The 20776-nt window shown below is 65.7% G+C and carries 21 protein-coding genes and 3 tRNA genes; 11 read left to right on the top strand and 13 right to left on the bottom strand.

Annotated features, from left to right (window positions below; all coding sequences use genetic code 11):
- Window positions 1-437 precede the first annotated feature (437 nt).
- Window positions 438-722: an AlpA family transcriptional regulator gene (locus EBL85_RS13605; protein ID WP_123143189.1), complete on the bottom strand. Its 285-nt coding sequence runs from the start codon at window positions 720-722 to the stop codon at window positions 438-440.
- Window positions 723-1121: 399 nt separating this feature from the next.
- Between EBL85_RS13605 and EBL85_RS13600 the strand changes: the two genes are divergently transcribed.
- From EBL85_RS13600 to EBL85_RS13585, 5 genes are all read left to right on the top strand, one after another.
- Entirely contained in the window at window positions 1122-1658 is a 537-nt protein-coding gene (locus EBL85_RS13600) for a hypothetical protein (protein WP_123143188.1), read from the top strand.
- Window positions 1659-1820: 162 nt separating this feature from the next.
- Window positions 1821-2900 (top strand): hypothetical protein, encoded by a 1080-nt coding sequence (locus tag EBL85_RS17115; protein WP_148040553.1) that lies wholly within the window; start codon window positions 1821-1823, stop codon window positions 2898-2900.
- Between the two features lie 56 nt (window positions 2901-2956).
- The gene (locus EBL85_RS13595) at window positions 2957-3760 is read left to right on the top strand and encodes a hypothetical protein (protein WP_123143187.1); all 804 of its coding nucleotides are present in this window, start codon (window positions 2957-2959) and stop codon (window positions 3758-3760) included.
- The gene (locus tag EBL85_RS13590) at window positions 3747-4100 is read left to right on the top strand and encodes a hypothetical protein (RefSeq protein ID WP_123143186.1); all 354 of its coding nucleotides are present in this window, start codon (window positions 3747-3749) and stop codon (window positions 4098-4100) included. Before EBL85_RS13595 ends, EBL85_RS13590 begins: the two co-directional genes overlap by 14 nt.
- Window positions 4101-4112: 12 nt before the next feature.
- Window positions 4113-4397: a hypothetical protein gene (locus EBL85_RS13585; protein WP_123143185.1), complete on the top strand. Its 285-nt coding sequence runs from the start codon at window positions 4113-4115 to the stop codon at window positions 4395-4397.
- Window positions 4398-4446: 49 nt separating this feature from the next.
- Here the strand turns inward: EBL85_RS13585 and EBL85_RS17110 are convergent, their stop codons facing one another.
- The 7 genes from EBL85_RS17110 to rplU all read right to left on the bottom strand — a co-directional run bounded on the left by EBL85_RS17110 (window position 4447) and on the right by rplU (window position 8346).
- A complete protein-coding gene (locus EBL85_RS17110; RefSeq protein WP_148040552.1) occupies window positions 4447-4887 on the bottom strand; it encodes a hypothetical protein in 441 nt (146 codons plus the stop codon).
- A gap of 50 nt (window positions 4888-4937) precedes the next feature.
- A tRNA-Leu gene (locus tag EBL85_RS13580) sits at window positions 4938-5024 on the bottom strand.
- A 211-nt stretch (window positions 5025-5235) separates the two neighbouring features.
- A tRNA-Cys gene (locus EBL85_RS13575) sits at window positions 5236-5309 on the bottom strand.
- Between the two features lie 85 nt (window positions 5310-5394).
- Window positions 5395-6519: a glutamate 5-kinase gene (gene proB / locus EBL85_RS13570; RefSeq protein WP_062275344.1), complete on the bottom strand. Its 1125-nt coding sequence runs from the start codon at window positions 6517-6519 to the stop codon at window positions 5395-5397.
- A 6-nt stretch (window positions 6520-6525) separates the two neighbouring features.
- The gene (gene cgtA, locus EBL85_RS13565; RefSeq protein WP_123140167.1) at window positions 6526-7617 is read right to left on the bottom strand and encodes an Obg family GTPase CgtA; all 1092 of its coding nucleotides are present in this window, start codon (window positions 7615-7617) and stop codon (window positions 6526-6528) included.
- A 146-nt stretch (window positions 7618-7763) separates the two neighbouring features.
- The gene (gene rpmA, locus EBL85_RS13560) at window positions 7764-8021 is read right to left on the bottom strand and encodes a 50S ribosomal protein L27 (RefSeq protein ID WP_005224844.1); all 258 of its coding nucleotides are present in this window, start codon (window positions 8019-8021) and stop codon (window positions 7764-7766) included.
- Between the two features lie 13 nt (window positions 8022-8034).
- Window positions 8035-8346 (bottom strand): 50S ribosomal protein L21, encoded by a 312-nt coding sequence (gene rplU, locus EBL85_RS13555; protein ID WP_062275340.1) that lies wholly within the window; start codon window positions 8344-8346, stop codon window positions 8035-8037.
- 413 nt (window positions 8347-8759) lie between these two features.
- Here rplU and EBL85_RS13550 point away from each other — a divergent pair, with 413 nt between their 5' ends.
- Together EBL85_RS13550 and EBL85_RS13545 are read left to right on the top strand one after the other, a co-directional pair.
- Entirely contained in the window at window positions 8760-9728 is a 969-nt protein-coding gene (locus EBL85_RS13550; protein ID WP_123140166.1) for a polyprenyl synthetase family protein, read from the top strand.
- Between the two features lie 13 nt (window positions 9729-9741).
- Window positions 9742-9818: transfer RNA gene (locus EBL85_RS13545), tRNA-Pro, on the top strand.
- Window positions 9819-9956: 138 nt separating this feature from the next.
- Here the strand turns inward: EBL85_RS13545 and EBL85_RS13540 are convergent.
- A complete protein-coding gene (locus EBL85_RS13540) occupies window positions 9957-11264 on the bottom strand; it encodes an MFS transporter (RefSeq protein ID WP_123143184.1) in 1308 nt (435 codons plus the stop codon).
- 385 nt (window positions 11265-11649) lie between these two features.
- The gene (pdxH, locus tag EBL85_RS13535) at window positions 11650-12291 is read right to left on the bottom strand and encodes a pyridoxamine 5'-phosphate oxidase (protein ID WP_123140164.1); all 642 of its coding nucleotides are present in this window, start codon (window positions 12289-12291) and stop codon (window positions 11650-11652) included.
- A 290-nt stretch (window positions 12292-12581) separates the two neighbouring features.
- Here pdxH and aceA point away from each other — a divergent pair, with 290 nt between their 5' ends.
- The 4 genes from aceA (at window position 12582) to EBL85_RS13515 (ending at window position 17297) form a co-directional block, all read left to right on the top strand.
- On the top strand, window positions 12582-13886 hold the full coding sequence (gene aceA, locus EBL85_RS13530; RefSeq protein WP_123140180.1) for an isocitrate lyase: 1305 nt from the start codon (window positions 12582-12584) through the stop codon (window positions 13884-13886).
- Between the two features lie 80 nt (window positions 13887-13966).
- Window positions 13967-14452 (top strand): ribonuclease E activity regulator RraA, encoded by a 486-nt coding sequence (rraA, locus tag EBL85_RS13525; RefSeq protein WP_123143183.1) that lies wholly within the window; start codon window positions 13967-13969, stop codon window positions 14450-14452.
- Window positions 14453-14461: 9 nt separating this feature from the next.
- Entirely contained in the window at window positions 14462-16222 is a 1761-nt protein-coding gene (aceK, locus tag EBL85_RS13520; protein ID WP_123140162.1) for a bifunctional isocitrate dehydrogenase kinase/phosphatase, read from the top strand.
- A gap of 61 nt (window positions 16223-16283) precedes the next feature.
- Window positions 16284-17297, top strand: a complete 1014-nt coding sequence (locus tag EBL85_RS13515) for a thioredoxin fold domain-containing protein (protein WP_123143182.1) — start codon at window positions 16284-16286, stop codon at window positions 17295-17297.
- A gap of 30 nt (window positions 17298-17327) precedes the next feature.
- On the opposite strand, the gene serB is transcribed toward EBL85_RS13515, so the two are convergent.
- From serB to EBL85_RS13500, 3 genes are all read right to left on the bottom strand, one after another.
- Window positions 17328-18557 carry a phosphoserine phosphatase SerB gene (serB, locus tag EBL85_RS13510; protein ID WP_123140160.1) on the bottom strand — a complete coding sequence of 410 codons (1230 nt, stop codon included), beginning with the start codon at window positions 18555-18557 and terminating at the stop codon, window positions 17328-17330.
- A 180-nt stretch (window positions 18558-18737) separates the two neighbouring features.
- On the bottom strand, window positions 18738-19967 hold the full coding sequence (locus EBL85_RS13505; protein ID WP_123140159.1) for a cyclopropane-fatty-acyl-phospholipid synthase family protein: 1230 nt from the start codon (window positions 19965-19967) through the stop codon (window positions 18738-18740).
- On the bottom strand, window positions 19967-20776 hold an 810-nt coding region (locus EBL85_RS13500; RefSeq protein ID WP_369964146.1), incomplete at its 5' end, for a DUF1365 domain-containing protein. The genes EBL85_RS13500 and EBL85_RS13505, both read right to left, overlap by 1 nt.

Below are 20776 nucleotides of genomic sequence, written 5' to 3'. Positions count from 1 at the left end.
ACGGGAAAACAGATCGGCGATCAGCTCCCAGGCCTCTTCTGGAAGCTCGTAACGTCTCGACATCTGGCCTCTTCTCCTGCAAGAACGAGGTCAGTGTATCAAGCAGGGTTTTCGTACAAAACGTAGGTGGTAGTACAGGTTCCGCTGTTCCTGATGTTGGTCCAGCCATGCGGCAAGCCCAGCCAGGTCGTCCGGGCCAAAGCCACGACACACCGGGGCACCACCGTCCGGTGCAATAGCAGCCAAGAGCCAGGGTCCACCCGGACGAAGCCGCTGAAGAAACGCCAATGCAGCCGAAGTGTCAGGAGTAAGGGCGTCCGTGATTGTCTTCTGCACCCCAGAGACGGATGATTCCCTTGCAAGCTCCTTTCCGTTTGCGTGTTGGTGTGGTGAGGCCCCTGTTGGTACGGCAGGGGCCTTTTCTTTGCCTGCCATACTTACCGCCCTCCCTTCGCCGGATGGGAGAGAATGTAAGCATCCAAGTCCTGAACGTCGTACAGAACGATCCCCCCAACTTTGCGCCACTGCGGGCCGCGCCCCTTTTCCCGGAGCTTCTGGAGGTGGTCGTAAGAAATACCGACATAGGCCGACGCCTGCTTGGCACGGAGCCAGCGGGGTTCGATTTCTTCCTTTACGCGGAAGCCAAAGGTGCGATTCTCGGTAGGCTTTTCGTCTGCTGCCGCACCACGCGCAACAGACGGAGCCAATGTCTCGTGGGACATGGGACAACTCCATCAGTTACGCCGAGATATGCAGCAGCCGGGTTTATAGTGCGGCCTGAGACACTAGCTGATGACGTTCGGACTCGACTGTTAACGCGAACGCCGCTGGTCGGGATGCGGACTTTAACCGCCTGGGTCTGGTGTCTGCGGACAACCCGCAAATCGCTTACACTTACCGACCCCGACAGTCTGCCAAGACTGAGGCCGGAGGGCAACGGAGGGAAACGCTTCTCCACGTTTTCGGGGCAAGTTGATGATAAACGGGTAACCCCGAGTTAGTCGTGGCGCGGCCTAGAGACAGGTGTCTCCATTTTTCCGTTACACCCCGAACCGTCTAGCGAACCGTGTAACCCCCTTCGCTGAGATAAATCTCGCCGAGAATGCGAAATGATTCGGGCTATGGAAATGACGCCCGAACGTAAAGAAATCTTCCTCCGAGAGCTGCGCCGCCACGGCATCATACTGGCCGCCGCCCGCGCTGCCAGCCCGGCCACCGATAGCCGGACCGCCTGCGTGTCGTCGTTCTACTGGACCCGCAACCGAGACCCCGAATTTGCCGCCGAATGGGACACCGCCCTGGCTGAGGCTTCCGCCGACGTAGAGTTGGAAATCCACCGCCGTGCCGTTGAGGGCTACGAGGAGCCTGTTTACCAGAAGGGCGAACTCGTGGGCACGATCACCCGCTACAGCGACCGCCTGCTGGAACTCCGGGCCAAGGGCCTGATGCCAGACCGCTACGCGGTGGAGCGGAAGGACGTGCGGGTACAGGGCAAGATTGAACACGACCACCAGCACAAAGCCGTGCTACTGGAGCTGCGACCGGAAGACGTGATCCTCCTGCCGGAGGACAAGCGCGAAACCCTGTTGGAGCTGCTGGAAGAAATCGCGGAGGCCAAAGGTGACGAACCCGTACCGCACCTTCTTGAACGAGGTTAACGAGGTGACCGCTTTCACCGCTGAGTACGGCTACCCTCCACGCCGCACCCCCATGGGCTTCTGGGTGCCTGCTTACCCGCAAACGCCGGAAGGCATCGACGAGTGGGAGCGCCGGTCTGCCGAGGAGTGCGGCACCCAAACAACGAAATCGGGAGCCAACCTATGAGCGCACCGAACTTCGCTTGGGACGGCTACACCGACGCGGACGGAATATCCAACAGCTTCATCGAGCCGACCTTCGACAACCCCCGCCGAGTCCATACACCGAACGATGACCGAGAGCCACGCCTACCCGCAGACCCGCCCAAGAGAAGCCCGGAGCAAGTTTTGGCCGCTGAGGTCTTGTTGAAGGCGTGGAATGACGCAACCGGCAGGACGTATCTGGACGATTGCTCGAAGGTCTCCAGAGCACTTCGGACTGAGGCTTGGGCCTTTCTTACCGCTGAAATGCCGGATGCCAGAGCGGCCCGCCGTCAGCTGTTTACTGGTCTGCTGGGCATAGATGACGACTTCTTCAGAGCTGCTGCAGCTCGCCAGTTGGGCCAGTGCTCTTCGTTACACCCGGAGTTTGACCCATACAAGGCCAAGAAAGACCAACTGATGTGGGTACCACCGCCCCGGCCATCTGCCAAACCAGCCCGCAAAGGTGTCGTGGTCACAAGGCGGATTGTAAAGCCCCGGCCCAGCGATGAGAGCAAGCGCCCCGTAGCACCTGAGCCTGTGCCTGCACCAGAGCCAGTTTCATCCCCGGAGCCGCCGAAGCCAAAGCCAAAACGAAGGCCAAAGAAAAAGCGTAAGACAGGCAGCAAAGGCCCAGGGCGTCCAAGGAAAACCACCAAGCCGCCTATACGGTACAGGTTTTACCAATCGCTTCTGAGGCCGCTTCTTGCCGAAGCTCGCCAGCGCCGGGATACACGTCGTCGCCCCGAGCCGATTGATAACACAGTGCTTCGCCATGTCGGTGAGCCACAGAACGAATTGCCACCGACCGACCCGAACCCCTGCGCTGATGGAACCCGCATTGCCCAGGTGCTTGGGCTACTGGAGACGCACCCGGACGGACTGACCATCACCGAGTTGCAGGAGCGGCTGCCGACCTTCTCCCGAACGCGCATTACCAACTCGGTTTTCTACCTTCGCCGGAGTCTGGGCCAGCCAATCGTGATGAAGCACAACCGCTACCTGCTGTTACCCCGCGCCGAATGGGTTGCTGATACGAATTCTCCGACGGCTGGGACATGATCTTCTCGTAGCTTCGGTAATGGTGCCGGGGCACCTCAACAGCGAGGACATCTCCTATGCCTAAGACCATTCCCGTGGTGCGCCAGCTTACGCTGGGCCAACTTCGCGAACTCGCCAAAGAAGTAACTACGCGCCACAAAGCCGTAACCGACCTGTCTGGCCGCGTCGCCAAAGCCCTTGAGACAGCCCCAGATCAGGTGGACGCCAAACACGGCCACCTGCGCCAGCTGTCACCGGCTGCCCGCCGCGAGGCCCGCTCTGCCCTTATCCGGGAGCAGATCGGCAACGTGTACAAGCCTGCCCGCGAGACCGTGGGCCTGAACGTGAAGGAGCTTTCCCGCACTAAGGCCTTGCTGGAAGAGCATGGCGCCTCCCTGAGCAACCCCCGCGCCGCCTTGGACATTGCCACGCTGGCAGAACCCGGAGCGGCCCAGATGCGCAGCACCTACGCCGCCAGCTTGCAGGGTCTTGGTCCCCAAGCACTGCGCAACCTGGCCGGGCACGCCCTGACCGAACAAAACGGAGTGCTGCTGGCCGCCATCCTGTCCCACGTGGAAGCCCAGAAGCCAAGCGACCGGGCACTAAGCCCGAACGAGCTGATGGCAGAAATGGGGCCGGACATTTCGGTGGAAGACGGCGGGTTCCCCATCTTTGACAACTACCGCGAGTTTAAGCAGGTCTCCGAGCAACTGGACGAAGCCCTTACCATCGGCCAACGCCTGCTGAAGGGGCCGGAGCAGCGCGACCCTCTGGGCAAGATTACCAAGGGCCTGGAGCAGTCGGGCCGCTTGCCCAAGCAGCCGACGCACACCGCCTTTGAATCCGACGACGAGGAGGGCGAAGGCGATGCAGATGCATGAGCTGACCAACGAACAACTCCTGCAGGCGATCGTTGATTCCCTGCCAGAGGAGGAAAAAGCCACCCTGATTGCGATTGCAGCCCACACCAGCGCCCATGGCGAAGCACGTCCGGACATGTCCACCGTAGCGCGTTTCGCCAAGGCGTTTGGGGTTGAGGTTGGCCGGGTAGCGCCGTTCTTCGGATACGTGCCCCGTCGCAATCGCAAGCGGTGGGTGGATGTGGCTGAGGGGGCACAGGCCCCTTCGGACATATCTGCTGTGCACCGTTCTTACCTACCGGGCCTTTTCACGTATCGCCTGCTCGGCGGTCGTATGGCCTTCACCGATACGATCCACTGAGGAGGAAACACTATGGCAACCTTTCTGGTATACGCCGACAAACCCAACAAACGCCGCCCGGATGGGCTGAATGCTCTGGTGGTGGAAGCCGCCGACGCGGCCAGCGCACCGGCTGCCGCCCGTGGGCTGCTGAAAAGCGGAGGCACCCCCAGCGACTTTGAAAACTTCGCTGTGGTGGAGGTCGTCGCTGGAGTGCAGTTCGCCTGCCAGGGTGACGGGGTAGTGGCCCAGCCGGGTAACGCCGCTGGCCTGCCGACCATCGACCGGGGCGGGAATACCCCGTTGGCTGCTGTTTAAGCCGATTCTGTTGCGGAAGCCGTTAGCCCAGCCTGTGTGTTGGGCTTTTTTACGTCTGCGTTTCGGGTAACTGCCACTCGTGGTCCTGGAGAAGGCGAAAGCGACCGTCTTCATTGAGGATGGGCTGCCGGTAGCCGTTTACAGCGCGCAGGTTGTCTATGGCCCCTCTGACGCTGTTGCCCCCATACTCCCGCATGGCAAGCAATTTTTGTAACTCGTCGGCTGTGAGTCCGTCGGGGTTCTCCCGCAGACAAAGCCAGACTGGGTAAAACGTGGTCTCGGGACCAGGATCACGTGGGGGTAAAGGTGCAAGCAGATTGGGCTTTTCCCCGAAGGCAAGCAGGGCGAGGTTATCCAGTGGGGACGGTCTGGCCTTGCTGTCTCGGCGGGCGATAGCCCCCTTTAAGCGGCGATGAAGCATCGGACGGTGCATTTCCGCCCTTTTTTCTGGGATTTTCCAGAGATTGGCTATGATTCCGCTTTCCGCCATTGACGCCTCTATCTAAAACCCAGACGGTTCGCTACACGGTTCGTAAGGAGTGGTACCGGGAGCGGGACTTGAACCCGCACGACCTATCGGTCTCAAGATTTTAAGTCTTGTGTGTCTACCAATTCCACCATCCCGGCATATAACACTTGGTTTTTACAGCACTTTTTCTAGCGGTGCAATTCGCTGTTTCCTTCCATCCACGCCCAAAAGGCAGTCCACGGTGGGCATGGCTGCCGTAAACACACGACTAATTTTAAGTCCCCTGCGTCTACCAGTTTCGCCACCCGGGCGGGTGCGGGACAGTGGACTGTCCTAGCTTGATCTCGACGGGGACTACGGGAAAGGAAATGGAGGCTGAGCCCGGAATCGAACCGAGGTACACGGCTTTGCAGGCCGCTGCATAACCACTCTGCCACTCAGCCAGAGAACGCGCAGTATAAAGACTTACCGGGGTCTTGTCACCCCCCATTTTGATGTCCGGTCTGCGCACCGCCGAACAACCGGCCTTCAGAGCAATACCAGGTTGTCGCGGTGGATCAGCTCGTCGTCGTCGACATAGCCGAGGATCTCGGCAAAGCGATGCGATGAGCGCCCCTGGATGCGGCGCGTCGCCTCGGCGTCGTAGTTGACCAGGCCGCGCGCGACCTCCCTGCCCTGCTCATCGACACAGGCGACCACCTCACCGCGCTCGAAGGCGCCGTGGACCGCCCGCACCCCGACGGCCAGCAGGCTGGTACCCTGCTCGCGCAGGGCGCGCACCGCACCGGCATCGAGCACCAGCCGACCACGCACCTGCAGTTGACCGGCGATCCACTGCTTGCGCGCCGCCTGCGGCCCCTGGAAGGGGATCAGCAGGGTGCCGATCGACTCACCCGCACCGATCCGCTCCAACACCCGCTCGCCGCGACCGGGGGCGATCACCGTCGGGGTGCCGGAACGGGCGGCGAGCCGCGCCGCGCGGACCTTGGTGACCATGCCACCGGTGCCCAGGCCCGAGCCACTGCCGCCGGCGACCTGATCGAGCATGGGGTCGTCGACCCAGGTCTCGGTGATCAGGCGCGCCTCGGGATTGTTGCGCGGATCCTGGTCGAAGATGCCGTCCTGGTCGGTGAGCAGCACCAACAGATCGGCCTCGATCAGGTTGGCGACCAGCGCGGCGAGGGTGTCGTTGTCACCGAAACGCAGCTCGTCGTTGGCGACGGTGTCGTTCTCGTTGATCACCGGCACCACACCGTGACGGATCAGGGTGCGCAGGGTACTGCGGGCGTTGAGATAGCGCACCCGGTTGGAGAGGTCGTCACGGGTGAGCAGCACCTGGGCGGTGTGCCGGCCATGATCGCGAAAGCAGTCCTCGTAGGCGCGCACCAGCCCCATCTGGCCGATCGCGGCGGCCGCCTGCAACTCGTGCAGCGCACCGGGGCGCTCGCGCCACCCCATCCGCGCCATGCCCTCGGCGACCGCTCCCGAGGAGACCAACACGACCTCGGCACCGGCACCATGACGGGCGGCCATCTGCGCCACCCAGGGTTCGAGCAGGTCGCGTCCGACGCCGCGACCGTCACGGGTCAGCAGGGTACTGCCGATCTTGACCACCCAGCGGCGGGTCCCGGGGAGTTCCTCGCGCGAGATCATGGTCGATCAGCCCAGCGGATGCCAATCGTCTTCGGCGGCATCGTCCTCGCTGGTCCCGTCCTCGGGCTCGACGACGGTCTCGGCCGCACGCAACCGCTCCAGGTGGTTCATGAGATCCTGCATCAGCGGCTCCGTGCCCTTGCCGCTGAGCGCGCAGATGGCATAGACCGGCCCCTGCCAGTCGAGCCGCTCGAGCAGGGCCTCGCGACGGGCGGCGAAGGTCTCCTCGTCGAGTAGATCGACCTTGTTGAACACCAGCCAACGCTCCTTGTCGATCAGCTCGCGCCCGAAGGCGCGCATCTCGGCCTCGACCTTGCGGATCTCGTCGTAGGGGTCGGTGTGATCGCCGAGCGGCGCGACATCGACCAGGTGCAGCAGCAACCGGGTGCGCGACAGATGCTTGAGGAAGCGGGTGCCGAGTCCGGCGCCCTCGGCCGCGCCCTCGATCAGCCCGGGGATGTCGGCGATGACGAAGCTGCGCTCGCGCCCGAGACGCACCACCCCGAGGTTCGGATGCAGGGTGGTGAAGGGGTAGTCGGCGACGCGCGGACGCGCGCTCGAGACTTGGCGCACCAGCGACGACTTGCCGGCGTTGGGGAAGCCGACCAGGCCGACGTCGGCGAGCAGCAGCAGCTCGAGATGGAGATCGCGACGCTCGCCCGGGGTACCCGGGGTGGACTGACGCGGGGTGCGATTGGTGCTGGACTTGAAGCGGGCGTTGCCGATGCCGTGGAAGCCGCCCTGGGCGACCAGCAGGCGCTCGCCCGAGGCCATCAGCTCGCCGATCAGCTCACCGGTGTCGCGTTCGATCACCCGGGTGCCGACCGGGACCCGGATCACCAGGTCCTGACCGCTGCGTCCGGTCATGTCGCGGCCCATGCCGTTCTGGCCGCGCTCCGCGCGCTGGATGCGCTGATCGCGCAGATCGACCAGGGTATTGAGATTGTTGTCGGCGAGCAGATAGACACTGCCGCCGTCCCCGCCGTCGCCGCCATTGGGGCCACCTTTGGGGATGTATTTCTCACGGCGGAAGCTGACGCAGCCGCTGCCGCCGTCACCGGCTTCGACCCGGATGTATGCCTCGTCGACGAATTTCATGCGATCGATCCGTTGTGCGATTGCCGATGCAGGGGTCGCGGGCGCACACCCTGACGGTGCGGCAGAAACGAAAAAGCCTCGTCACCCGGACGAGGCTGCGCGGTCTCCACGGAAGGCGCGGGGCCAGGGCTGGACCCGCTCGCGGATCAGGCGCCTTCCACGGTGACGAACTTACGCTTCTGCGGACCCTTGGTGACGAACTTCACGACACCGTCGGTCAGGGCGTAGAGGGTGTGGTCGCGACCACAGCCAACGTTCACACCGTCGTGGAACTGGGTACCGCGCTGACGCACGATGATGGCGCCGGCGCTGACACGCTGACCACCGAAGACCTTGACGCCAAGGCGCTTGGACTCTGAATCGCGGCCGTTACGCGAACTACCGCCTGCTTTCTTGTGTGCCATCGGTAATCTCTCCTCAGCCGGCGTTGATGCCAGTGATCTTGAGCGACGTGAACCACTGGCGGTGGCCCTGACGCTTCATGTGGTGCTTGCGACGACGGAACTTGATGATCGAGACCTTGTCGCCACGACCGTGCGACTCGACCACGGCGCTCACCTTGCTGCCCTCGACGAAGGGCTTGCCGACCTTGATGGTCTCGCCGTCGGCGACCATCAGCACCTCGAAGTCGACGTTGGAACCTTCCTCGGCGGCGAGCTTCTCGACCTTGAGTGTGTCGCCTTCCGAAACCCGGTATTGTTTTCCACCGGTTTGAATGACCGCGTACATGATCAGCAGATCCCCAGAATAATTCGGAAACAGCCGACGCAGCTCGCAGCTCCGCGCCGGAACAAAGAAGCGGAATCCTACCGCGAAGCCATGACGTGCGTCAACGTCGATGCCTCTCCGAATGTGACGGCGCACCATCGCCGCCCGGTCGAGACTTGACGCGCCAGGGCGCAGTTGGCAGATTGGACGGAGAAACGGCTGACTCCTGGTCCTTGAACGGGAGGCGGTCGCCCAGGGCCCGGCAACACCAGGCGGCGTCCTCAGGGCCGCAGGATCCGAGACACCCCGGACCTGCCAGTACACCCGTTTCCGTTGCCGTGGGAGGACGCACGTATCGCGTTCCGCGACCTCCTTGACAGCTCGGTGCCTCGCACCTAGCATCCGCCGTCACTATCGATAGACCCCGCATACGAATGGACCTCTCCACGATTCGACACCCCGTCGCCGACGACTCGAAGGCGGTGGACGCCCTGATCCTGCGTCGGCTCGAGTCCGATGTCGTACTGATCAACCAGATCGGTCACTACATCGTCAACAGCGGCGGCAAGCGACTGCGTCCGCTCTCCGTGCTGCTCGCGGCCCGCGCCTGCGGCTACAGCGGCGAGCGTCACATCGATCTGGCCGCGATCGTGGAGTTCATCCATACCTCGACCCTGCTCCACGACGATGTCATCGACAACTCCGAGATGCGTCGCAACCGCGAGACGGCCAACGCCGTCTGGGGCAACGAGGCGAGCGTGCTGGTCGGCGACTTCCTCTACTCGCGCGCCTTCGAGATGATGGTCGACGTCGGCAGCATGCGGGTGATGGAGGTGCTCGCGCACGCCACCAACCGCATCGCCGCGGGCGAGGTGCTGCAGCTGCTCAACGCGCGCGACGCCGATACCGACGAGGCGCGCTACATGGAGGTCATCGAGCGCAAGACCGCGACCCTGTTCGCCGCCGGCACCCGCCTCGGCGCGATCCTTGCCGAGACCACCCCGGAGGTCGAGGCCGCGCTCGCCAGCTATGGGCTCAATCTCGGCATCGCCTTCCAGCTGATCGACGACGCGCTCGACTACAGCACCAACAACGAGAGCCTCGACAAGAACGTCGGCGACGACCTCGACGAGGGCAAGCCCACCCTGCCGCTGATCCGCGCCATGGCCGTCGGCACCGCCGAGCAGCGCGCGATGCTGCGCGACTGCATCGAGCACGGTGGTCGCGAGCGGATCGACGCCGTGATCGAGGCTATTGCATCCACCGACGCAATCGCCTATACTGGCGATCTTGCTAAACGGCACGCCCAAAAGGCCCGTGAGGCACTCGAGATCCTCGATCCGAGTCCCGCACGTGATGCCATGGCAACGCTGGCAGACTTCGCCGTCAGCCGGTCGTATTAAGAATTCCCGATATCGGGGTGTAGCTCAGCTTGGTAGAGCGCTGTCTTCGGGAGGCAGAAGTCGCTGGTTCGAATCCAGTCACCCCGACCAATCTCCGCTAGATCAAGAAAACCGGCCTCGCGCCGGTTTTTTTGTGCCTGCAATCTCTCCATCCCTGCCCTACCTGCATCAGCACCGGGCCGGGCACGGCTGATCGACCGAGACGCGCGCCCCGGCCGATCCCGCCCATCAGCGCCCGACCGCACCCACCTGAGGATGACGCCAGCGCACATAGAGACTGGCGAACAGCAGCAGCAGGTTGATCGTGCCGACCACCGCGAAGGGCGCGCGCGGATCGACATGGTCGAAGAGATAACCGCCGACCAGGGTGATCAGCAGGATGCCGATCGCGCCGGTGACGTTGAAGGCGCCGAGCACCGAGCCGCGTTGCGCCGTCGGCGCCTCCTGACCGATCAGCGACTGTCCGGCGAGAAAGACGCTGATCTGACCGATCCCGAGCAGGATGAAGAAGACGATGCCGATCCGCGCCAGCGGGTCTTCGAGCAGCAAGGGCGCCAGGTTGCCGAGCGCGGCCAGCCCCATGCATACGGCCATCGCCGAGACCCGGTCGATGCGATCGAGCAGCGGGCCGAGCAACGGCGCCCAGACCAGCGCCGAGAGCTGGGTGATGACAAAGATCACCGTCCCGGCGAGTACCGCCTCCGGCGTCTCCATCCCCGCCGCCTTGCCGGCCAGCGTGCCCCACAGGATGATGAAGGTCGCGTTGACCGACTGATCGCCACGCGCGATGAAGGCCGAGGCATAGGCGAGCAGGATGCGCGGATTGCGCGCCTGGGCAAAACCGCTGGCGAACAGGGTACGCACGTTCGGACGCTCGTCATGACGCGCCGGCACCCCGGGTTTCAACCCCCAGAAGACCAACACGGCGACCGCCACCGACAGCCCGGCGATGATGAAATGGGTCAGGCGACCGGCCTCGACGCCGTCGAAACCGGCATTGGTGAAGACCTTGGGCAGCGCCCCCAGTCCCTGACCGACGATCACCACGCCGAGCCCGCTGAGCACCCCGACCAACGCCACCAGCTTGCCGCGCGAACGCTCGGAGGGATAGTCGGCGAGCACCGTCGACAGCGCCCCGGCGACCGCCACCACGCCGAGGGCGTAGATCACCCGAAAGCCGTAGAGCATCTCCACCGAGGTGGCAAGCGGATAGAGCACGTAGGTCAGCGCCAGCAGCAGGAAGCCGACACCATAGACGGTACGCCGCCCGAGGCGGTCCATCAGCACCCCGGCGGGCAGGAACAGCAACAGGGTGACGATCTCGGTGAGGAACACCAGGTTGCCGCTGATGCGGCCCTGGCTCGACTCGGGGATGCCGAGATGCTCGTTGAGGATATAGGTCTGGCCAATGGAGACGAAGACCATGAGCCCGATCGAGAAGAAGGCCACGACCATGAAGGTCCAGCCGTGGCGCAGGCTGATCTCGGGGGCAAGATGAATCGGGCCGATACGATGAGTCTTGGCGTGTTCGGACATGGATACTGGGTCTCGGGCCGGCGCCGGCCGCTCGGTCGGGTTGCAAGAACGAACCGGCATTATTCAGCTTTCAGCCGCCAGCCGCCAGCCGCCAGCCGCCAGCCGCCAGCCGCCAGCCGCCAGGGGATTGAACCGCAAAGACGCAAAGGCGGCGAAGCAAGGGGGGAGAGCCGCCAGCGTCCAGCCTCCAGTCATGAGTCTGCTCTTTCCCCACTGGCGGCTGAAAGCTGATCGCTGGCGGCTGACGATAACCAAAAGCCGTTCCTACCTTTGCGCACTTCGCGTCTTCGTGGTTCAAATCGCCCTCGAAGAGCATCAACCGCCTCAGAAGGCGGCGCCCCCCCCACTGGCGGCTGAAAGCTGATGGCTGGCGGCTGAGCCCCCCCTAGGGCGCCAGCCGCTCGATGTCCCAGCCCGAGGCCGCACGGCGGTAGAGGAAGCGGTCGTGGAGGCGGCAGTCACGGCCCTGCCAGAACTCGATGCTGTCGGGGACGACGCGGTAGCCGCCCCAGAACTCGGGCAGCGGGATCTTGCCGTCGCGAAAACGCTGGCGCATCTCCTCGACCTTGGCCTCGAGCATCGCCCGCGAGCGGATCACCTGGCTCTGCGGCGAGGCCCAGGCGCCGATCTGGCTACCGCGCGCCCGCGAGGTGAAATAGCGGAAGGACTCGGCCGCCGAGATCCGCTCGGCACGCCCCGAGATCCCCACCTGACGCGCCAGCGCCACCCAGGGGAACAGCAGATAGACCCGCGGATTGGTCTCGATCTGGTGCGACTTGCGACTGGCGTAGTTGGTGAAGAAGACGAATCCACGCTCGTCGTAGAGCTTCATCAACACGGTGCGCGAGGAGGGTTGTCCCTCGGCATCGACGGTGGAGACGGTCATCGCGTTGGGCTCGGGGATGCCGCTGCCGACCGCCACCTGGTACCACTGCTCGAACTGGGAGAAGGGATCGGCGGCGAGCGACTCGCGCGCCAGCCCCTCCGCCATGCCCTGCGCGCGGATCTCTTCGGGGCTCGCCGTCATGCCGCCACCCCGGCAAGCTGGAGACCGAGCAGGGCACGCCCGGTCGGACGCGAGGGGAAAATCAGAGGATGTCTTCTCATTGATAATTATCAAAACTAATGGACAGAATTAGGATAATTGACTCGCCAAATGATTGGAACCCGGGGTAGTTTCATCCCTCCAAGACCTACTAAGACGGTCAATCATCCGCCGATTCGCTTCCACGGGCTACAGTGAACGGATGCCACGGGGCCTGGAAGACGACACAGATCGCGCGAACCGACACGATCAAGAAGGAGTACCCCATGCCGATGACCCGCCAAGACCAGATCAAGGCCCTGGAACAGGATTGGGCAGAGAACCCCCGCTGGACCGATGTCACCCGCGCCTACTCGGCGGCCGACGTCGTGAGACTGCGCGGTTCGGTGCAACCCGAGCACACCTATGCCCGACGCGGCGCCGAACGACTCTGGGGGCTGATCCACGGCGACGCCAAGAAGGGTTACGTCAACTGCATGGGCGCGATCACCGCCGGTCAGGCGATGCAGCAGGCCAAGGCCGGGATCGAGGCGATCTATCTCTCCGGCTGGCAGGTCGCCGCCGACGGCAACACCTCCGAAACCATGTACCCCGACCAGTCGCTCTATGCCTATGACTCGGTCCCCACCATGGTGCGTCGCATCAACAACGCCTTCAAGCGCGCCGACGAGATCCAGTGGGCCAAGGAGATCGAACCCGGCGATCCGGCCCACGTCGACTACTTCCTGCCGATCGTGGCCGATGCCGAGGCCGGCTTCGGCGGCGTGCTCAACGCCTTCGAGCTGATGAAGAACATGATCGCCGCCGGCGCCTCCGGGGTGCACTTCGAGGACCAGCTCGCCGCGGTGAAGAAGTGCGGCCACATGGGCGGCAAGGTGCTGGTGCCGACCAGCGAGGCGGTGCAGAAGCTCGTCGCCGCGCGACTCGCCGCCGACGTCATGGGCGTGCCCACGCTGCTGCTGGCGCGTACCGATGCCGAGGCGGCCAACCTGCTCACCAGCGACGTCGACGACAACGATCGTCCCTTCGTCACCGGCGAGCGCACCAACGAGGGCTTCTACCGGGTCAAGAACGGACTCGAGCAGGCGATCAGCCGCGGCCTGGCCTACGCCCCCTATGCCGACCTGGTGTGGTGCGAGACCGGCACCCCGGACCTCGGCTTCGCCCGCGAGTTCGCCCAGGCGGTGCTCGAGAAGAACCCCAACAAGCTGCTCGCCTACAACTGCTCGCCCTCGTTCAACTGGAAGAAGAACCTCGACGATGCCACCATCGCCAAGTTCCAGGACGAGCTGGCGGCGATGGGCTACAAGTACCAGTTCATCACCCTGGCGGGCATCCACAACATGTGGTTCAACATGTTCGACCTCGCCTACGACTACGCCCGTGGCGAGGGCATGCGCCACTATGTCGAGAAGGTGCAGGAGCCGGAGTTCGCCGCGCGCGACAAGGGCTACACCTTCGTCTCGCACCAGCAGGAGGTCGGCGCCGGCTACTTCGACGACGTCACCACCACCATCCAGGGCGGCGTCTCCTCGGTCACCGCACTGACCGGCTCGACCGAGGAGGAGCAGTTCTAACAACGCCCTCCCCCGCGCCGGGGCCATCACGCCCCGGCGCCCGCCCCGCACCGCCCCAGCCGTACCAGGAGACCCCGCGCATGGACTTCAAGACCGCCGATCTCTACGACCAGGAGGGCGACGCCCTGCAGGTCTGCGACCCGGTGTTCCAGGACTTCGGCGGCCGCTCGCGCTTCAGTGGCGAGGCGGTCACCGTCAAGTGCTTCGAGGACAACTCGCTGGTCAAGTCGACCCTGGCCGAACCCGGCGAGGGCCGGGTGCTGGTGGTCGATGCCGGCGGCTCGCTGCGCTGCGCCATGCTCGGCGACCTGATCGCCGCGCGTGCCGTCGAGCAGGGCTGGGCCGGGGTGGTGATCCACGGCTGCGTGCGCGACCGGGTCGAGCTGGCAGCCATGGCGATCGGCATCAAGGCGCTGGCCAGCACCCCGCGCAAGAGCCATCGTCGCGGCGAGGGCCAGCGCGACATCCCGATCAACATCGCCGGGGCGCGCGTCAACCCGGGCGATCAGGTCTATTGCGACGAGGACGGCGTGGTGATCGCCGAGCGGTCGCTCACCGACGGCTGAGGACGCATCATGGCCTGGACCGAGGCGAAGCTGATCGCCGAGGCCATCCTCGATGGTTTCGAGCGTCATTACCGACTGTTCCGCGCCTGTACCGGCGAGGCCCGGACGCGCTTCGAGCGCGCCGACTGGCCGGCCGTGCAGGCCGCCGCCCGCGCGCGCATCAGCTACTACGACACCCGGGTCGGCGAGACCGTGGCGCTGCTGCGCCGCGAGTTCCATCTGCGTGACCCGAGCGACGCGTTGTGGCAGCGGGTCAAGGTCGAGTATCTACGGCTGCTGCCGCTGCACCGCCAACCCGAGCTGGCCGAGACCTTCTACAACTCGGTGTTCTGTCGCCTGTTCGATCGGCGCTACTACGACAACCGCTATATCTTCGTCTGGCCGATGATCTCGACCGAGCACCTCGAGGCCGAGGTGCCGATCTACCGCCCCTACTACCCCACCCGCGACGGCTTCGCCCGGGTGCTCGCCCGCATCCTCACCGACGCCGGCTTCGAGCGACCCTTCCGCGCCCCGCGCCACGACCTGCGCTGTCTGCTGCGCGCGCTGCGCGAGCGCCTGCCCGCAGCACAGACCCGGCAGCAGAACTTCCAGCTCGCGGTGCTGCGCAGCCCCTTCTTCCGCAACAAGGCCGCCTATCTCATCGGCAAGGCGATCAACGGCGCCGACCAGATCCCCTTTGCCATCCCCGTCCTCAACGACGAGCAGCGCGGGCTCTATGTCGACACCCTGCTGGTCGGCGAGGACGAGCTGTCGGACATCTTCAGCTTCTCGCGCGCCTATTTCATGGTCGACACCGAGGTGCCGGCGGCGGTCGTCGAGTTCCTCCGCCCGCTGCTGCCGCGCAAGGGCAAGGCCGAGCTCTATACCGCGATCGGGCTGCAGAAGTTCGGCAAGGCCGAGTTCTATCGCGACTTCCTCAAACACCTGCGTCACTCCGCCGACGAGTTCGTCATCGCCCCGGGGATCCGCGGCATGGTGATGTGCGTCTTCACCCTGCCCTCCTTCCCCTTCGTGTTCAAGGTGATCAAGGACCGCTTCCCGCCGCAGAAGGAGATGAGCCGCGAGGCGGTGAAGGAGAAGTACCAGCTGGTCAAGCTCCACGACCGCGTCGGGCGCATGGCCGACTCCTGGGAGTACTCGCACGTCGCCTTCCCCGCCGCGCGCTTCTCCCCGGCGCTGCGCGCGCTGCTCGAGGAGGAGTGCGCCGGCAGCCTCGAGCACGACGGCGAGCACCTGATCATCAAGCACCTCTATATCGAGCGGCGCATGGCCCCGCTCAACCTCTATCTGCAGGAGGCCGACGCCGAGGACGCGCGGCATGCGGTGGCCGAGTACGGCGACGCCATCCGCCAGCTCGCCGCCGCCGACATCTTCCCCGGCGACTTCCTGTTCAAGAACTTCGGCGTCACCCGGCGTGGGCGGGTGGTGTTCTACGACTACGACGAGCTCTGCTATCTCACCGAGTGCAACTTCCGCAAGATCCCCGAGGCGCCCTACCCCGAACTGGAGCTGGCCGACGAGCCCTGGTACAGCATCGCCCCGGCCGACGTCTTCCCCGAGGAGTTCGAGACCTTCCTGCTCACCGACCCGCGCACCCGGGCGCTGTTTCGTGAACTCCACGCCGAGCTGCTCGACCCGGACTGGTGGCGCGAGCGCCAGACCCATATCCGCCGCGGCCGGCTCGAGGACGTCTTCCCCTACCCCGAGGCACGGCGCTTCCCCGGCCCGCCAGCCCCACGCAGCGTCGGGGCACAGACCATCGGCTAGACTGCGGACAGGCCGCGCCACCCCCGGCGCGCCCCAGACCGGTCCGCCCGGGGAGGCCATCATGCCCATCCGCCCGCGCCTCGTCCTGCTCGCGCTCGCGCTGCTGCTGACAGCCGCCGGCGATGTCCTCAGCGCCCCAGCGCAACACCCACCCTGGTTCAAGCAGTCCTTCCTCGATCTCGCCGAGGACGTCGCCGAGGCCACCGCCGCAGACCGCCGGCTGATGCTCTACTTCTACCAGGACGGCTGCCCCTACTGCGCCCTGCTGCTGCGGGTGAACCTCGCCGATCCCGAGATCGCACGACTGGCACAGGAGCGCTTCGAGGTCATCGCGCTCAACATCTGGGGCGATCGCGAGGTGGTCGGGCTCGACGGCCAGACCACCACCGAGAAGGGGCTGGCCGCCGCCCTCGGCGTCCAGTTCACCCCGACGCTGCTGTTGCTCGACGAGGCCGGCGCCGTGGTGCTGCGGATCAACGGCTACCAGCCACCGGCGCGTCTCGCCGCCGCGCTGGCCTATGTCGCCGAGCGGCGCGAGCAGTTCGGCGAGCGCTTCGTCGACTTCCACGCCAGGCGCGGCGGTCCGCCGGCAAGCGGCGAGCTGCACCACGAGACCGGCTTTCTCGAACCGCCGCTGCGCCTGGCCGATAACCGCGACCGCTCGCCACGCCCGTTGGTGGTGCTGTTCGAACAACGCACCTGTCGCGGCTGCGACCGTCTCCACGACGATCTGCTGCGCCGCCCGGCGCTGGGCGCCGCGCTCAGCGCCTTCGACGTGGCGCTCGTCGATATCGACGCCGAGACCCCGCTGCAGACCCCGGACGGTGCCGCCCGCGCCGCGCGCGACTGGGCCGAGGCGCTCGGTATCCTCTACACCCCGACCCTGGTGTTCTTCGACGCGGCCGGGCGTGAGGTCTTCCGCGCCGAGGGCGAGCTGCGCGCCTTTCACCTGCACGGCGCGCTCGACTATGTCGCCACCGGCGCCTATCGCTGGCAGCCGAGCTTCCAGCGCTATCTGGCGGCGCGGCGCGAGCGCATCGAGGCGCTGGGGATCGAGGTCGAGCTGATGGAATGAGCGCCGGGGTCGATCCCGGCGCGGCGCGGATCAGATGCGATCGAGCGCGGCGAGGTCGCGATCGCGCATCCCCAGCAGATAGAGGATGCCGTCGAGCCCGACGGTGGCGATCGAGTGACGCGCCTGCCGGGTGACGATCGGCTTGGCGTGGAAGGCGATGCCGAGCCCGGCGATCGAGAGCATCGGCAGGTCGTTGGCACCGTCGCCGACGGCGATCACCTGTTCGAGACGGATGCCCTCGCGCGCGGCCAGCTCGCGCAGCAGCTCGGCCTTGCGCGCGCCATCGACGATCTCGCCGGCGACCTCCCCGGTGAGCCTGCCGTCGCGGAACTCGAGCTGGTTGGCATAGACGTAGTCGATGCCGAAGCGTCGCTGCAGATGCTCGGCGAAATAGGTGAAGCCGCCGGAGAGGATGGCGATCTTGTAACCGAGCCGCTTGAGCATGGCGATCAGCCGGTCGGCGCCTTCGGTGATCGGCAGCCGCTCGGCGATCCCCACCAGCACCGACTCGTCGAGCCCCTCGAGCAGCGCCATGCGCCGCCGGAAGCTCTCCTGGAAGTCGAGCTCGCCGCGCATCGCCGCCTCGGTGATCGCCGCCACCTCGGCACCGACCCCGGCGGCCGCGGCCAGCTCGTCGATCACCTCGGTCTGGATCAGGGTCGAGTCCATGTCGAAGCAGACCAGCCGCCGGGTGCGGCGGAAGACGGTGTCCTCCTGGACCGCGACGTCGACATCCATCACCTGGCTGAGCCCGAGCAGCGCGCCGTGCAGTGCGGTGAGATCATCGACCGCGCCGCGCACCGAGAACTCCACCGAGGCGAGCGCGTGCGGCGCCGGCGCGGTGCGCCGCGAGATGCGACCGCTGAGCCGGTTGATGCGATCGACGTTGAGTCCGCGCTCGGCGATCAGCGCCGAGACCCGGGCGATGTGCTCGGCGCCGATCTCGCGCCCGAGCAGGGTGAGGATATGACGCGGCTGGCCCTGCTCGCGCACCCAGCGCTCGTAGTTGTCGCCGTCGATCGGGGTGAAGCGGATGTCGAGCCCCATGCCGTGGGCGGTGAACAGCAGGTCGCGAAAGACGCCGCTGTCGCGATCGGCCGCCGGCAGCTCGACGAGCATGCCCAGCGCCAGGGCGTCGTGGATGGTCGACTGGCCGATGTCGAGTACCGGGATGTGATAGCGGGCCAGGGTCTCGGTGAGTGCGGCGATGATGCCGGGACGGTCCTCACCGGCCACGTTGATCAGTACGATTTGGCTCATGAAGGTCTGTATTGGGTCACGAGGATTCGGATTCGGGTCGATGCGGTCTCGTCCGTCCTGGACGGTCGGTCAGGGTCAGACCGCATCCGCCGGGCGTCCCTGAACCGGCGGCGCGGGCCCGGATGCGTGGCCCGCGGCTGATCGATGGGGGGTACTTTAACGCAGATCGTCGCGTCCGACTCAGGTCCGCCGCGGCACCTCGAGCAGGGTCTGCACCAGATCGACGCAACCGGCGCGAAACCCCGCCTCGCAATAGGCCAGATAGTAGTCCCACATGCGCCGGAAGGCGGCATCGTAGCCGAGCGCCGCGACCTCGGCGTCGACGGCATGGAAACGCGCGCGCCAGCGCCGCAGGGTCTCGGCATAGTCGTCGCCGCACCAGCGGGTGTCGCGGATACGCAGCCCGGCGCGCGCGGCCTCCTCGGTCATGCGCCGCGGCGAGGGCAACATGCCACCGGGGAAGATGTAGAGCTGCACGAAGTCGGGGGTACGGCGATAGAGCGGGAAATCGTCCTCGTGGATGGTGATCACCTGCAGCGCGATCCGCCCGCCCGGGCGCACCAGCCGTCGCAGGGTATCGTAATAGGTCGACCAGTAGGCCTCGCCGACGGCCTCCATCATCTCGATCGAGATGGCGTGATCGAAACTGCCGCGCACCTCGCGATAGTCGGCGAGACGGAACTCCACCAGGTCGGCGAGCCCGGCCGCGGCCAGTCGGGTTCGGGCATAGTCGAGCTGGGCGCGCGACAGGGTGATACTGGTCACCCGCAGCCCACGCTGCGCCGCGGCCTCGGCCAGACCGCCCCAGCCGCTGCCGATCTCGAGCAGGTGCTCGCCGGGACGGGCGTCGATGGCGTCGAGCAGGCGCTCGTACTTGCGCGCCTGGGCCTGCTCCAACGACTCATCGCCCGCCTCCGGCGCGAACAGCGCCGAGGAATAGGTCATGCCGTGGTCGAGCCAGAGACGATAGAAGTCGTTGCCAAGATCGTAGTGACGGGCGATGTTGCGCCGACTGTTGCGGCGATGGTTGCGCCGGCGCAGATGGGTGAGACGATTGAGCCAGCGCCCCCAGCGCATCCCCTGTGGACCGCCGCCGAGGTGCTCGAGATTGTCGTAGAGCACCCCGAGCAGCGCCGGGAGATCGGGCGAGGACCAGTGCCCGGCGATATAGGACTCGGCGAAGCCGATCTCGCCGCGCACGACCACCCGGGTGGCGAAACGCCAGGGATGGTGGATCGCCAGCTCACCGGCCCCGCCACAGAAGCGCCCGCGATAGAGTCGGGCACCGTCGGCGCCCATGCGCACCAGCACCTGACCGAACAGCAGATCGCGGAAGAAACGCTCGAACAGGCGCCAGGCGCCCCTGGTATCGACCGGTTGCGGCCCGGACAACGGCTCTTCGACGGACATCAGGACACCTCTTCGCGGGGCGGCTCGGGCTTGGCGTGATAACGCCCGCCACGGAGCCAGATCTTCAGCGCCTGCCAGTGGATCATCAGCATCACCTTCAGGGTCATCAGCGGATAGCTCAACGCGGCGCGCAACAGGTTGGCATCGTCGCAGGGCAGCAGCCGGGCGCTGTGAACGGCCGCCAACATCAACCGTTCCTCCTGGAACTCGCGGATGACGACGCTGTGCTGCTGCCCGTCGCGCGCGAACCTGAACTGATAGTCGGCGGCCATGCCGATGAAGGGCGAGACATGGAAGTCCTTGGCATGGCGGGCGCGGATCGGCCAGCGCAGCGGCATCCCGCCCTCGTGGAGCAGATAGCTGTGGCTCTCGCCGAAGGTATTGTGGACCTCGCAGAGCACCGCCAACGGGCGTTCCTCCTGATCGAAACAGGTCCAGATGGTCAACGGGTTGAAGCCATAGCCGAGCAGACGGGGAAAGCACTGCAACTCGACCCGCGCCACCGCGACCTCGAGTCCCTGCCCGCGCAGCCGCGCCAGCAGCCAGGGCTTGAGCGGCGAGCCATCGCGCGGGCCGTGATCGCGGTCGTGGAAGGCGAGCAGGTTGAAGCGATTGTGCGAGAACCAGCGTGACCCGGCGGCCAACTCATCGAGACGATCGAGATCGAGCAGCAGGCTGAACACCCGGTAAGTGAAGCGGTAGCGCACCGGGAACAGCCGCCGGTGCATCACCTCGCCGAACAGCAGTCTCGCCGCCGGCGCGGTCATGATACGACCGGCGGCAGTTCGCCGCCGCGCGCACCGCGACCG

The sequence above is a fragment of the Marichromatium sp. AB32 genome, from assembly GCF_003718675.1.
Classification (GTDB): domain Bacteria; phylum Pseudomonadota; class Gammaproteobacteria; order Chromatiales; family Chromatiaceae; genus Marichromatium; species Marichromatium gracile.
This window is presented reverse-complemented; position numbering and strand designations above follow the sequence as displayed.